The sequence below is a fragment of the Mangrovibacterium diazotrophicum genome (assembly GCF_003610535.1).
Lineage (GTDB): Bacteria > Bacteroidota > Bacteroidia > Bacteroidales > Prolixibacteraceae > Mangrovibacterium > Mangrovibacterium diazotrophicum.
On the sequence record NZ_RAPN01000006.1, the window covers coordinates 186,544 to 201,084 of the forward strand.

At 44.9% G+C, this 14,541-nt stretch carries 11 protein-coding genes; 8 read left to right on the forward strand and 3 right to left on the reverse strand.

The features are described 5' to 3' along the window. The first annotated feature begins 62 nt into the window (after window positions 1-62). The 3 genes from rplS to BC643_RS23065 all read left to right on the forward strand — a co-directional run bounded on the left by rplS (window position 63) and on the right by BC643_RS23065 (window position 3,859). Complete coding sequence (gene rplS, locus BC643_RS23055; RefSeq protein WP_120275833.1) at window positions 63-419, forward strand: 50S ribosomal protein L19; 357 nt, start codon at window positions 63-65, stop codon at window positions 417-419. A 143-nt stretch (window positions 420-562) separates the two neighbouring features. Next, window positions 563-1,486 carry a YitT family protein gene (locus BC643_RS23060; RefSeq protein WP_120275834.1) on the forward strand — a complete coding sequence of 308 codons (924 nt, stop codon included), beginning with the start codon at window positions 563-565 and terminating at the stop codon, window positions 1,484-1,486. Between the two features lie 75 nt (window positions 1,487-1,561). After that, window positions 1,562-3,859, forward strand: coding sequence for a patatin-like phospholipase family protein (locus BC643_RS23065; protein WP_170154669.1), 2,298 nt, complete (start codon window positions 1,562-1,564; stop codon window positions 3,857-3,859). Window positions 3,860-3,882: 23 nt separating this feature from the next. On the opposite strand, the gene BC643_RS23070 is transcribed toward BC643_RS23065, so the two are convergent. Beyond that, window positions 3,883-5,334, reverse strand: coding sequence for a glycoside hydrolase family 16 protein (locus tag BC643_RS23070; RefSeq protein ID WP_120275836.1), 1,452 nt, complete (start codon window positions 5,332-5,334; stop codon window positions 3,883-3,885). Between the two features lie 125 nt (window positions 5,335-5,459). Between BC643_RS23070 and BC643_RS23075 the strand changes: the two genes are divergently transcribed. Further along, window positions 5,460-6,563, forward strand: a complete 1,104-nt coding sequence (locus tag BC643_RS23075) for a gamma-glutamyl-gamma-aminobutyrate hydrolase family protein (RefSeq protein WP_170154670.1) — start codon at window positions 5,460-5,462, stop codon at window positions 6,561-6,563. A 128-nt stretch (window positions 6,564-6,691) separates the two neighbouring features. Beyond that, a complete protein-coding gene (locus tag BC643_RS23080) occupies window positions 6,692-8,266 on the forward strand; it encodes a peptide chain release factor 3 (RefSeq protein ID WP_120275870.1) in 1,575 nt (524 codons plus the stop codon). A gap of 433 nt (window positions 8,267-8,699) precedes the next feature. Here the strand turns inward: BC643_RS23080 and BC643_RS23085 are convergent, their stop codons facing one another. Further along, entirely contained in the window at window positions 8,700-9,251 is a 552-nt protein-coding gene (locus tag BC643_RS23085) for an REP-associated tyrosine transposase (RefSeq protein WP_120275838.1), read from the reverse strand. A 249-nt stretch (window positions 9,252-9,500) separates the two neighbouring features. Here BC643_RS23085 and BC643_RS23090 point away from each other — a divergent pair, with 249 nt between their 5' ends. The 3 genes from BC643_RS23090 to BC643_RS23100 all read left to right on the forward strand — a co-directional run bounded on the left by BC643_RS23090 (window position 9,501) and on the right by BC643_RS23100 (window position 13,702). Beyond that, window positions 9,501-10,070 carry a DUF2179 domain-containing protein gene (locus tag BC643_RS23090; protein ID WP_120275871.1) on the forward strand — a complete coding sequence of 190 codons (570 nt, stop codon included), beginning with the start codon at window positions 9,501-9,503 and terminating at the stop codon, window positions 10,068-10,070. Window positions 10,071-10,336: 266 nt separating this feature from the next. Continuing rightward, a complete protein-coding gene (locus tag BC643_RS23095) occupies window positions 10,337-11,506 on the forward strand; it encodes a phosphoglycerate dehydrogenase (protein WP_120275839.1) in 1,170 nt (389 codons plus the stop codon). Between the two features lie 162 nt (window positions 11,507-11,668). Next, entirely contained in the window at window positions 11,669-13,702 is a 2,034-nt protein-coding gene (locus tag BC643_RS23100) for a transketolase family protein (RefSeq protein WP_211338181.1), read from the forward strand. A 72-nt stretch (window positions 13,703-13,774) separates the two neighbouring features. Here BC643_RS23100 and BC643_RS23105 read toward each other — a convergent pair whose 3' ends face one another. Further along, window positions 13,775-14,533 carry an SGNH/GDSL hydrolase family protein gene (locus BC643_RS23105; RefSeq protein WP_120275841.1) on the reverse strand — a complete coding sequence of 253 codons (759 nt, stop codon included), beginning with the start codon at window positions 14,531-14,533 and terminating at the stop codon, window positions 13,775-13,777. Window positions 14,534-14,541: the final 8 nt, after the last annotated feature.

Here is a 14,541-nt window from a genome sequence, read left to right on the forward strand (position 1 = left end):
AAAATTTATGCAATCTCTTATGCCACAACGGCGTAATATTGCCACTTAAAACATTTAATAAGATGGACTTAATTAAAGTAGCAGAACAAGCATTCGCAACTGAAGAGCAAGCAAAACAATTGCCTGAATTCGGTGCTGGCGATACCATTACTGTACACTACAAAATTAAAGAAGGTAACAAAGAACGTGTTCAGGACTTTCGCGGTGTAGTGATCCAGGTTAAAGGAACCGGTGTTACAAAAACCTTCACTGTTCGCAAAATGTCAGGTAACGTAGGTGTAGAACGTATCTTCCCTATGTCATCTCCATTCATCGATGGAATCGACATCAACAAAAAAGGTAGCGTACGTCGTAAACGTATCTTCTATTTGCGTGGCCTTACTGGTAAAAAAGCCAGAATCAAAGAAAAAAGAAGCTAATTTCAACTTTGAGTATATTAAAAAGGTCTCCAAACGGAGACCTTTTTTTATACCCAAACAGTTTACAAACAACCGAAAGCGTGATAAAAATCAAATGCAATTGAAGCGATATCCGCTATTTTCGGGAACTAAAATCTTGACCTATGCCATTCCTCCAAAAAGAAAAACTGTTCAGCCTCGGCTGGTTTAAGGACTACAGCTACATCACTATTGGCTCATTCATACTTGCGGTTGGGTTCGTCTTTTTCATTACCCCGCACAAAATCGTTCCCGGCGGCTTATTCGGTATCGCCATTGTTGTTCACTACTTGACAGCTGGCATGTTCGAACTCTGGCCCGACGGTTTCCCGATTGGTTTATTCAGTTTGCTGGTTAACATCCCGCTCACCATTGCCGGAATTAAAATTTTAGGCCCGCGGTTTGGTGTAAAAACGGTTGCCGGTTTTGTGCTTAGTTCCGTTTTCATCGACTGGGTTACCTACATGCGGATAGATGCTGAAGCGCCGCTCGTTCACGATGTATTGCTCTCCTGTATTTTCGGAGGTGTATTGATTGGCGTCGGTACTGGCTTAATTTTCAAATCACGCGCTACATCCGGCGGCTCGGATATCATTGCCATGATCATCGCGAAATATACCGGCATGCAACTCGGCCAGCTGATGATCTACGTCGACTCGGCCATTGTTTTGTTGGGTTTGGCTGCATTCCAGGATTGGCAAATTCCTCTTTACTCGTGGCTGGCCATTTACATCACCGGCAAAGCAATTGACGTAACATTGGAAGGGGTAAGCTACCACAAAGCACTTTTCATTATCTCGGCTAAACACGAAGAAATTAAAGAAAAGATATTGATAGACCTGGAACGTGGAGGAACCATCTTCCAGGGGCGTGGCATGTTCACCAACGAGGAAAAGCAAATTATTTACACCGTGGTCAGCCGGCGCGAAGTGGCTATTCTTGAAAAGTTTATCAGCCAGGTCGACCCCGACGCGTTCATCACGGTTATGGACACCCGCGAAATTTTAGGTGAAGGATTCCAATCGCTGAAACTCAAAGTCGACGATTAAAACGTAATTGTGTTCGGGCACATTTGGATGATTTTTTATAATTTTGATCATGTTCTAAAAATTACAATCCAAAGCATGAAAACCCGAGCCTTTTGCCTTTTAGCTACATTCATTCTCCTTTTTCATTCACTTTCAGCACAAAAAGTAGCCGTCGTACTCAGTGGCGGCGGTGCTAAAGGCCTGGCTCACATTGGAGTGATCCGCGCTTTGGAGGAAAACAACATCCCCATCGACTATGTCGCCGGAACTTCGATGGGAGCTATTGTGGCTGGCTTGTATGCTGCCGGGTACACGCCCGACCAAATGGAGGAGCTCTTCAAATCGGATCAGTTCAAATTTTGGTCAACCGGCAAAATCCAGGAAGAGTACCGCTACTACTACAGCAAGCTGGAAGAATCGCCGGCATGGCTGAGCCTCGACGTTAAAAAGCGCGACAACAAGCTCAAGATTATTTTTCCGACCAACATCATCCCCGAAGGACAGATGGATTTTGCGTTTATGGAGCTTTTCGCAACGACAAATGCAGCCTGTAACTACGATTTCAACAAGCTGTTTGTGCCCTTTTTCTGTGTAGCTACCGATGCTTATAACAACACCGAAGTCCAGCTCAGCTCAGGTGATCTTGGCGAAGCAGTGCGAGCATCGATGACAATACCATTCTATTTCAAACCCATTGAAATAGACAGCACTCTGGTCTTCGACGGTGGATTGGTTAACAACTTCCCGGTAAAAAACGTGCTCGACACCTTCAACCCGGATGTCATTATCGGGCACAAAGTGGCCAGCAATGCCGCTCGTCCCGGCGAAGATGACATCATGGGACAGATTGAAAACCTGTTGATGAAAAAAACCGATTACGAGATCCCGAAAGACAAGGGAATCCTGATCGAATCAACTTTCGACGATATTGGGCTACTCGACTTTGATAAAATTGAGCAGATTGACCAGGAAGGATACGACCATACCATGGCGTTAATCGACAGCATCAAAGGACGGATAAGCCGACGCGTACCGATTGACGACGTCATGAAACGCCGTGAAAAATTCAACAAGTGCAAACCGAAATTAAAATTCCAAAACGTACAGGTTGAAGGTGTCCGCGATCCGCTGCAACGGAAATATATCATCATGAACCTGAAACACCGCTCCGACACGATTGGCATTGAGGAGCTTCGTCAACAATATTTTAAACTGGTATCCGATCCGCAAATCAAGTCAATACGGCCGGTATCTTTTTATAACCCGCACACCGGATTTTTCGACCTTCACCTTCGCGTAAAACCGAATAATCAGATGGAAATTCAAATAGGCGGCAATGTATCCACCAAGCCGATCAACCAGGGTTTTCTGAGTCTCGATTATCGTTTCTTTAAAAACCGAGCCTACACGTTGAGTACTAACATTTATTTCGGGCGTTTTTACAACTCGGTGAAAGTTGGAGGAAGAATTGACTTTCCGTCAAAATTACCGATGTATCTGTCGGGTTACCTTACCTTTAACCGATGGGAATACTACCCCACCGAAAGTGAATTCTTTTTCCCCACAGCCTCACTACCAACCGTCGTCTTGGATGAAAATAACCTGCGTTTTGAGCTAGGAGTTCCCGTTGGTACACGAGGTAAATTAATGCTTCGGAGTAGCTTCAACAATGAAAATGAAAAATATTACCTCAGCTCCCTGGTATTAAAAGATGACAAAGCCGACGAAACGGCTTTCAAAACCTTTGCAAGCGCGCTTGTTTTCGAAGAGAACAGTTTCAACAACATTCAGTTTGCCGACGAGGGAATCGCCAGCCAGCTTGGTCTGACATTTGTCACCGGCGAAGAAAAATATTCTCCGGGAACGACCTCCTCGGAAGCAGGCCTGTCGAACGCGAGCGACGGACACTCGTTCTTGCGTTTTCACGGGCTGTACGACAACTATCTTCCGCTAAGCCACAGGTTCACCTTGGGGGTATACGGTGAAGGAACCTACACCAACAAAAATCTGTTTTCAAATTACGCGGCTTCCATTTTGTCCGCACCTTCGTTTGAACCGACGCCCTTCAGTAGATCACTTATCATTAGCGATTTCAGAGCAAACAGTTTTGTTTCCGGGGGGCTTAAATCGATTTTAAGGCTGGGCGACCAACTTCATTTACGGGTAGAAGGCTACGGTTTTCTTCCGCTGCAAGCAATTAAAGCCAATGACGTTTATGCGCAATATCAGGACTTTGATTTCGGTGAAACGAAGTTCATGGGCTTGGGAGGTTTGGTTTACCAATCCGCGATTGGACCGGTTAGCTTAACTGCAAACTATTTTGAAAATGCGAGCACCAAATGGTTCGTCGTTTTCAGTTTCGGATATGTATTATTCAACAAACGCGGCTATTAGCCGCGTTTGTTGTGAATCTCTTTTTATTTTTTGCGGTACAACCGTACCCAGTCAACTTCAAAATGGTGAGGCAATCCCTGCGGTGGTTCAACCACAATGGAGCTCATGTTGATCCGAAGCGGGACATCCGGCACCGCTTGCTGAACGCTGTAAATTTCGTGGTTGTTAATTTTCCAGCTAATGTGCCCTTGGCCCCATTCAATTCTGAAAATATAGAACTGTCCGGCAGACAGACCTCCCAGCGATTCGTGCTGCGAGCCTTTGTCCTGGCTAACACCAAAACGGCAAACCGTTCCGGCTTCCAGCAAATTCAAACGATAGCTGTTCTTGTCGTCCGACAGGTAGAACAGATCGACCAGCTGTTTATTGGGTTGGTACTTGATTTTCGCTTCCAGCACGCCACTTTTCGCGTGGAAACTTTCGGCGCTGCTCAGCAAACCGGCTGAATAATCGAAACTAACCGGGCTGAATCCAACCGGAAAATTCCAAACCAACGAATCGGTTTTCTCGTACTTCACTGTCAATTTAAGCGAGCTGTTATCCTGCAAAACGTTTTCACCGTTGGTGTAGCCCTGCAAATCGCCAGCCTTAGAAAAGTTTTTCCCTACGGTCTGATCAGCCAGTTGGCTAATCGGTTTCCATTTGCTTTCGTCCAGTTTACCGCCTTCGAAATGATCTTCCAGCAACAGTTCGTGACTCACAAAGAAATTGAACTCATCGGATTTCTTGTATTTCTCATAAACTTTGAAACGTTCCTCACTTTTCAACTCCTGGTATTTCTTTTCTTTTTGATAGGCCTCTGTTTTTTCCCAGCGATTCGGGTCTTCCAAAAATTCCTTTTTGGCTTTAAAAGCGTCTGATTCAACCTCGGCTTTCAATTCCTCGTAGCGAATCCGCTTCGGAGAGTTGACCATATCCTTGTAGTTCTTGTAGGATTTCGCTGCCGGGAACTCGGTCCAGAACATCACATCTGCTGACTTCGATAGTTCCTGATAGCTCTGGTATTTTTTGTAAGCTTCAGTTTCTTCAAAGGTTGCAACGCCGCCTTTTCCTTCACCGCTTTTAAAAGCCGCTTTATCCGCATCGTACTTTTTACTCTGGATGTAATCCTTCAGCTGAATGAACGTTTTGATTTTGTCGCTCTTCTCCAGCTGCTGGTATTTTTGAAAATCGGCAGAATGCTGTGTTACATAAAAATCCTTCAATTGGCTGTCGGCTTCCAGCTTCTGATATTCATTGATCAATTTAGACTCTTCGCTTCCCGCAAACTTCATCGACATGGTTTCGGAACGCTCTTTTTTAAACGCTTCCGAGTTTACAAAATGGTCCAGTTCCTGGTACAATTTCAGATCCTCCGAATCCTGAAGGCCAATATATAACTGATAATCAGACCACAGATTATCCCGTTTACTTTCTACCTTAGCTGTATTTTTAAGGCCTTTGAAAGTGCTGAGAAAAAAGAGTTTAAATGACATCTTCTATGATTTTAGATATGTTTTAGTTCTGTTAAAAATAATAATAAAAATATACTGATCGACTTTTTTCAGATCTCCGTGAAAAAGCTTATTTTCATCGTTCAAATTTTAAAAGCATGCTCAATATGAAAGTCAAAAGAATCATTCTGCAATTCTTATTGATCTTTAACTTTTTCCTCTCATCCCCGGTTTTTGCACAGAATTTCTTCAATACGGACTACGATCCTGAAAAAACATATATTCTGCTGACACACCCCACTATTGAGAATATTGAAACTATTCGTTACTTAATCGACAAGCGTTTGCTGTTTGTAGGAGAAACGGAATTTATTGGAATTTATTTTTATGCTGAGCGATATGATTATTCACAAACAATCCGATACATTCGCGACAACAACCTTGAAAAGTTTCACCTACAACGACTTACAGGCACTTTAACGATTGACAATATTTTCGAACCAAACGATTTCACCAACAATTTCGACATCATGTTCAGCCAGTCGAAAGGGGTTTTCCTCTTTGGCGGGCCCGATATACAACCCGAAGCATACGGCGAAGAAAAGACCTTATCGGAAGTCACTGATCCTCAGCGACACCTCATGGAACTGTCTCTGGTTTTTCACTTGCTGGGGAGTAACAAAAACCCCAATTTTACGCCTTTTCTGGAGCGAAACCCGAAGTATTTTGTGATTGGTTTCTGCCTGGGCATGCAAACGATGAACGTTGCCACCGGCGGCACCATGATCCAGGATATCCCCTCGGAACTCTATAATTCGAAAACTCCGCAGGAAATCGTGCAACTCGATCGGGATAACCTGCACCGCAATTACTGGCAGGAAATCTTCGACAATCCGCAACTCACGTCTTTCAACTTCCATCCGCTAAGGCTGGAAATCGGCAGCTTTTTCCAGAAAGAAGTGGGCTGGAAGAGCAATATTTCGCCCAAAGTGCTCAGTTCGCACCACCAGGCTGTTGAGAACCTGAACGACTGCTGGGAGATTACTGCCCGCTCTATGGACGGCAAAGTGATTGAAGGTATTCGCCATAAAAAATACCCCAACGTTTTCGGAGTGCAGTTCCACCCCGAGGTTTCCTCACTTTACGAAGACAAAGAACAGTACAAATTTTCGCCGCGCGACATCCCCGAGACCTATCACCAAATGATTGGGAAAGACGGCTACAAATTCCATAAACTTTTCTGGAAACGGGTTTCCAAAGCTGTAAATTAAAGGCTGACGAAAGCTATTTCTTTTCTTTAAAAAGTTCTATTTTTGCAGCTCAAAATTTTGAGCTATAGAATGCTGTGTTGTTGTTTTTGCTGAAAAGCGCAACACAACGCAAAAATAAATCACCGTTTATGGGTTTTAAAGAAGAAATTAAACGTCGCAGAACGTTCGGTATTGTTAGTCACCCGGATGCCGGGAAAACCACATTGACTGAAAAATTGCTGCTTTTTGGTGGAGCGATTCGTGTTGCCGGGGCTGTAAAAAGCAACAAGATAAAAAAAGGAGCTACTTCCGACTTCATGGAAATTGAGCGCCAGCGTGGTATTTCCGTGGCCACATCGGTTATGGGGTTCGAGTACCGCGATTACAAAGTCAACATTCTGGATACGCCGGGTCACCAGGATTTCCAGGAAGATACTTTCCGGACACTGACCGCCGTCGACAGCGTAATTATCGTGATTGACGCCGCCAAAGGGGTGGAACCTCAAACGGAAAAACTGATGAATGTTTGCCGTATGCGCAAAACGCCGGTCATGGTGTTCATCAACAAACTCGACCGTCCGTCGCGCGATACCTTTAGCTTGCTTGACGAGATTGAGGAACAGCTGAAATTGAAAACCCGTCCTTTGAGTTGGCCAATCAACAGTGGTGCCGATTTTAAAGGAGTATATAATATTTACAAGAGAAGTCTGAATCTTTTTGATGCCGATGTTCAGGAAATTCAACCGGCCATCAAGTTCGAAGATGTGAATGATCCGACACTGGAAAACCACATTGGAAACGACGCCATTGAATTGCGTGAAGAGCTGGAACTGGTTGAAGGCGTTTACCCGGAATTCGATCGCGAAGCCTACCTGGCAGGCGAACTAGCTCCTGTTTTCTTCGGGTCAGCCTTGTACAACTTCGGGGTTCAGGAGTTGCTGGATGCTTTCGTGGAGATTGCACCAAGCCCGAAACCAAGCTTCTCAGAAGAGCGTGAAATCAACCCGGAGGAAGAAGGCTTGACCGGATTTGTCTTTAAGATCCACGCCAACATCGACCCGAACCACCGCAGCCGGATTGCCTTTGTGAAAATTTGCTCGGGCCGTTTCGAGCGGAACGCCGTTTACAAACACATTCGTACCGGCAAAAACATGCGGATTTCGAGCCCAACCGCTTTCATGGCTTCTCAAAAAGAAGTGATTGACGAAGCATTCCCGGGCGATATCATCGGGGTGCCTGATACCGGCAACCTGATTATTGGCGACACCATTACTTCGGGCGAGGACGTGCATTTCAAAGGCTTGCCAAGTTTCAGCCCCGAAATGTTCCGCTACATCGAGAATGCCGACCCGATGAAATCGAAGCAGTTGGCAAAAGGAGTTGACCAGTTGATGGAAGAAGGTGTTGCCCAGTTGTTCACCAGCCAGTTCAACGGCCGTAAAATTATCGGAACGGTTGGACAGCTTCAGTTCGAAGTAATCCAATACCGCTTGGAGCACGAATACGGCGCAAAATGTCGCTTCGAAACACTACCGATGCACAAAGCCTGCTGGATTGAGTGTGACGACCAAAAAATGCTGACTGAATTCAAAAAACGGAAACACCAGAAAATGGCCGTTGACAAACGTGGCCGTGACGTGTTTATGGCCGACTCGGGCTTCATCCTGCAAATGGCTCAGGACGAATTCAAGGATATCAAGTTCCATTTCACCAGCGAATTTTAGGTAGACAAAAACGACACTATATTGAGGGTTTCACTTCCGGGTGAAGCCCTCAATTGTTTTTAGCAAGCAAGCCACGAGTCACAGTTCCGTATCAGCAGGGGTAGGACATTAAAAAAGTAAGTTCGAGCCTTTCTAACCCGGGTTGGCAAGGCAAAAAAACAGGTTCGAGACTCTCCAACCCGGGTTGGGAACTCAAAAAAGTAGGTTAGCAACCTTCTAACCTTGGTTAGAGACTTTAAAAAGTAGGTTGGCGAGGCAAAAAAACGGGTTAGAACCTCCGTACCCCGGGTTAGCACGTTAATAAAGTGGGGTAGCAAGGCCGTACCCCAGGTTAGCGCCTTAAAAAAGCAGGTTAGAAGCTCTGTACTCACCTGCCCCTCGTTTGAGCGCTAGCGGTAACGAGGGGCTAGCTGTATTGAGTTTGTAACTCACTTTACATGGTGGTTCGAACATGCACAAATCCTTTTTCCCCTGCATAGTCTCTGGCCGAACTATAAAGATACTCTTCTGCTCGGTAAACGATCATTGCCCTGACCGGATTTTCGTGTGTATAATTAATCCGTTGGTCAATCAAATTTGAATTATCCAACAAAATAGCGTGGTTAGTTTCCTGCCAAAATTTGTATGTTTTCACCCGGTTATCAAACTTGCCCGCATACCGGAAACGGTAAAGCATCCACTCTTTTCTGCTTTCCGTTTCTTTCTCTATCATCTTCAAAATGCTTTTGGCTGTAAACTTTTTAAAATCCCGGATGATATCACTTATTCTGAAACCTTCCTTTGCCCGACAAACCAAATGAACGTGATTTGACATCAGACACCAGGCATATACCTCCAAACCTTTATTTTCGATGCAGTAATTAAACGAATCGGCTATGACAACTTTATATTCCTTTCGCGTAAACACATCGATCCAATCTTCAACTGTGAATGTTAAAAAGTAAACGGCATTTTGATCGGTGATAAAATAGTTATCGGCAGACATTTTTAGCAACAATATATGGCAAAATACTCAGCAGTACAACATATCTGCTAACGGGCGTTACAAACGCCCAGTAGCAAACCCCTCGTCACCGCTAAAGCTAAGACGAGGGGTAGTGGTGCCCTCAAATGCTTTCTCATTAACAAACTCACAACCAAGGCCAAAGCATTTCTATCATCCAAATATAACACGCGCTTTTTGTTTAATTGAATAGAATTGCTTTATATTCGCAAAAAATTCAGCGCTGACCAAATGACTGACTTTTATCATAGCGACCTGTTTTCGTACCTGGTTTTGCCCGTCCTGATTGTGCTGGCACGCATCAGCGATGTAACTGTAGGAACCCTCCGAATCGTGATGGTTTCCAAAGGTCAGAAACGGATCGCTCCCCTACTCGGATTCTTCGAGGTCATCATCTGGCTGGTGACCATGAGTAAAATCATTCAGAACATCGACAACTGGGTGGCTTATGTTGCCTACGGTGCTGGTTTCGCTGCAGGCAATTACATCGGGTTGATTCTGGAAGAAAAACTAGCGGTTGGTATCGTTCACCTTCAAATTATAACCCGCACCAACGCCGACAACCTGATTGCCAAACTTAAGGCCAAAGGTTACGGAATAACCTACCACGATGCTTACGGAGCGAATGAAAAGGTGGCTGTTATCTATTCCATTATCAAGCGGGTTGACATTGCCGAGGTAATTGAAACCATTCGTACCTACAACCCGAATGCTTTCTACTCCATCCAGGAAGTTAAGTTTGTGAACAAGGGCGTTGAGTCGACCGTCCGATCGATGGAAGGCTGGCGAAAAAGCAAATAAAGGCCCTTCAAAAGCCTCCTCATTTCCTATCAATTCTACTCCGGAACAAATCCAAAAAACGCTTTTCCCGTATCCTCAAAAAACTGAACTTATGATTTCGTATTAATGGCGAATTTTCAGAAATAAAAACTTAAAAAAATTGTTAGCATCATTTCAAATTCGTCAAAAAATCAATCACGAATGACCATTTCTTCAATAATATTGTGATCTTTGTCATGCTTTAAAAAATCGAATTATTATTAGGCACTTTTCTAAATTATACACACATGTTTAAGATTCAAACCTTAAATAAGATTGACCCAAAAGGGTTGCAAAATTTTCCGCTGGATCAATACGAAATTGCCAGCGAGTTTTCGAATCCTGACGCAATTGTTGTGCGCAGTCAGGCAATGCACGACATGGAGCTTGCAAAGTCGCTGAAAGCGATTGCCCGTGCCGGAGCTGGGGTAAACAACATTCCAATCGAAAAATGCACAGAAAACGGTATCGTCGTTTTCAATACACCGGGAGCAAACGCTCACGCAGTAAAAGAATTAGTAATTGCGGGAATGCTTTTATCGGCACGCGGTATTGCACCGGGTATCGAATGGGCAAAAACCCTGATTGGCAAAGGCGACGAAGTTCCTGCATTGGTTGAAGCCGGCAAGAAAAACTTCGGTGGAAACGAAATCCGTGGCAAACGTTTGGCTGTTATCGGTCTGGGTGCTATCGGTGTTTTGATCGCTAACGCTGCACAGGCATTGGGCATGGAAGTTTTGGGTTACGACCCTTACCTTTCGGTAAAACAAGCTTTGCGTTTGAGCCGTAATGTGAAACGTGCTGAAGGCATCGAAGTGTTGTTGGCCAGCGCTGACTACGTAACGATCAACATTCCGCAAACAGCAGAAACAAAAGGCTACATCAACAAGGACAAAATCAAGATGATGAAAAACGGTGTTCGCATCCTGAACTTTGCCCGTGGTGGTCTGGTAAACACTGCTGATATGGCTGCTGCTTTGGAATCAGGAAAAGTAGGTTGCTACGTAACTGACTTCCCGGACGAAGCTACCTTGAAAATGAAAAATGTGATCCCAATTCCTCACCTGGGAGCATCAACTGAAGAATCGGAAACCAACTGTGCCATCATGGCTGTTGACCAGGTTCGCGACTACCTTGAAAACGGTAACATTGTGAACTCAGTAAACTTCCCTGAAGCAACAATGGACCGCACAGGTTCTCCTCGTTTGGTGATTGCCAACAAAAACATCCCGACAATGGTAAGCCAAATCTCAAGCCTGCTGGCTTCTGAAGGTTTGAACATTGCCAACATGTTGAATAAAAACAGAGCAGACATTGCTTACAACATTATCGACCTTGACGGCTCATGCCCTGGTGCTGACTTAGCAGACAAGCTGAAAAGCATCGAAGGAATCATCATGGTTCGCATCCTGCCATAATGTTGACTCGATAAATCTTATTCGGATACCGGTATCTTAAGCAATCACGCGAAAAGTACCGGTATCTTTTTTTTAAGACTTCTTTATCCGGGAATTATTTTAAATTTGCATTTATCGTCAAAAATCATAGATCAAATTTCTGGCAAAAAAATTAATTAAATCATGAGTAACAAGTTGATTGAAAGAGCTGCTGATAACGTACGTATTTTGTCTGCAGCTATGGTTGAGAAAGCGAAATCCGGCCACCCGGGTGGTGCCATGGGCGGTGCTGATTTTGTAAGTGTTTTATTTTCTGAATTTTTGAATTATGACCCGAGCGATATGACTTGGGCCAACCGTGACCGTTTCTTCCTGGATCCGGGACACATGTCTCCGATGTTGTACTCTATCCTGTCGTTGACCGGAACTTACAGCATGGACGATTTGAAAAACTTCAGACAATGGGGCAGCGTAACTCCGGGTCACCCGGAAGTAGACGTGGCTCGCGGTGTTGAAAACACATCGGGACCTCTTGGACAAGGACACACAATGGCTGTTGGTGCCGCCATTGCTGAGCGTTTCCTTGTAGCTCGTTTCGGCGAGTGGATGGCCCACAAAACATACGCATTCATCTCGGATGGTGGTGTTCAGGAAGAAATCTCTCAAGGAGCCGGACGTTTGGCTGGTCACCTGGGATTGAGCAACCTGATCATGTTCTACGATTCAAACGACATCCAGTTGTCGACTGAAACCAACGAGGTAACCAACGAAGACACTGCTAAAAAATATGAATCCTGGGGATGGAAAGTTTTGACCATCGAAGGAAACGATATTGAAGCAATCCGTGGTGCATTGCACGTAGCTCACGCAGAAGCTGACAAACCAACCCTGATCATTGGTAAAACAATTATGGGCAAAGGTGCTGTTACAGCTGAAGGTGCAAACTACGAACGTAAATGTGCTACTCACGGTATGCCGTTGGGTGAAGCTGGTGCATCACTGGAAAAAACCATCGTTAACCTTGGTGGTGATCCTGAAAACGCATTCGTTATTTTCGACGAAGTACAAGCGATGTTCGATGCCCGCAAAGCAGAATTGATCGCTGCTGCTGCCGAGAAAAAAGCGGCGCAAGCTGAATGGGCAAAAGCAAATCCGGAATTGGCTGCTAAATTCGAGAAATTCTTCTCGAAAGAAACACCTGATTTCGATTTCAGCAAAATCACTCAAAAAGCAAATTCTGCAACCCGTGCCGCTTCATCAGCTGTATTGGCTGCTTTTGCCGGTGAAGTTGAAAACATGATCGTTTCTTCTGCCGACTTGTCAAACTCAGACAAAACAGACGGCTTCCTGAAGAAAACAACTTCATTCAAAAAAGGTGATTTCAGCGGTTCATTCCTGCAAGCTGGTGTAGCTGAGTTAACAATGGCCGCTGTGATGAACGGTATCGCATTGCACGGCGGTGTAATCCCGGTTTGTGCAACCTTCTTTGTATTCTCCGACTACATGAAACCAGCAGCCCGTCTGGCCGGTTTGATGCAGTTACCAGTTAAATATGTATGGACACACGACGCATTCCGCGTGGGTGAAGATGGTCCTACTCACCAGCCGGTTGAGCAAGAAGCTCAAATCCGTCTGATGGAAAAACTGAAAAACCACCACGGACAAAACTCAATGTTGGTATTGCGTCCGGCCGACTGTGAAGAAACAACAGCTTCATGGAAACTGGCTTTGGAAAATACTTCAACTCCAACTGCGTTGATTTTGTCTCGTCAAAATATCACCAACCTGCCTTCAAAAGGAGATCGCTACAGCGAAGCTTTGCAAGCTGAAAAAGGTGCTTACATCGTAACTGATTGCGAAGGAACGCCAGATGTGATCTTGTTGGCCAGTGGTTCAGAAGTGAGCACATTGGTTGCCGGAGCTGAACTTTTGGGAAAAGACGGTGTGAAATGTCGCATCGTGTCTGTTCCTTCTGAAGGTTTATTCCGCTCACAAAGTGCAGAATACCAAGCTGAAGTTCTTCCTGCAGGTATCAAAAAATTCGGTATGACTGCCGGTTTGCCTGTAACTTTGGAAGGATTGGTTGGCGCTGATGGTAAAGTGTTCGGTCTGGAATCATTCGGATTCTCGGCTCCTTACACGGTACTGGACGAAAAACTTGGGTTCAACGGACAAAACGTCTACAACCAGGTAAAAGAATTGTTAGTGATGGCATAATTGCCCGATAACGATAAAGAGAAAGGCCGGATATTCCGGCCTTTTTTATTTCATTTCAGTGTCGATATTCGATTAACCAAAAACAACTTTCAGCCAGGCCTGGGCCATCAGCTGCGCGCCCGCCATCGATGGATGAACACCATCGGGAGACCAATAGGCAGCAGGTGCATGTTTCAATGCCTCTTTGAATAGTGTGTGGTAAGGTACCCAAGCTGTTTTAAATTCGTCGGAAATTCGTTTGGCAGCTTCGCGGTAAGGCGTAAACTCATCTTGCCAACCTTCGCCAATAGCAGTGCCGCCATCAATCGAAAAGGGTTCGCAAACGACCAGTTTTACATTGGGGAATGAATCCAAAGTTCGCTTCAGCAATGCCCTAAAGTCAGTCTCGTAAACCTCAACCGTACCATCGTATTTTCCGTTGCGCTTGTGCCAATAGTCATTCACTCCGATTAGAATACTCAGCAGCGCAGGTTTCAGATCCAGGCAATCCTCTTGCCAGCGATCTGCAAGCTGGTAAACCTTATTCCCGCTAATTCCACGGTTATAAATCTTCAATTGCTCTTCCGGGTTTTGTTCCAATATTGAAGCGGCTGCCATCAGGGCATAGCCGGTTCCAAAAGAACTTGCGTCGTTTGCAAGCTGGCGCTCCCGATTCCGCCCGGCATCGGTAATTGAATCACCTTGAAAAAGAATCACGTCACCAGTCGAAAGTTCTTCTGCTTTCTTCTTGGGCGAAGCGCTCACCGTTTCGGAAACAATCATCGGGATAGCAGCAATTCCCGCTGCCTGAACTGCAGAGCTCTTTAAAAAGCCTCTTCTCGAAAATTTCATAATCTATT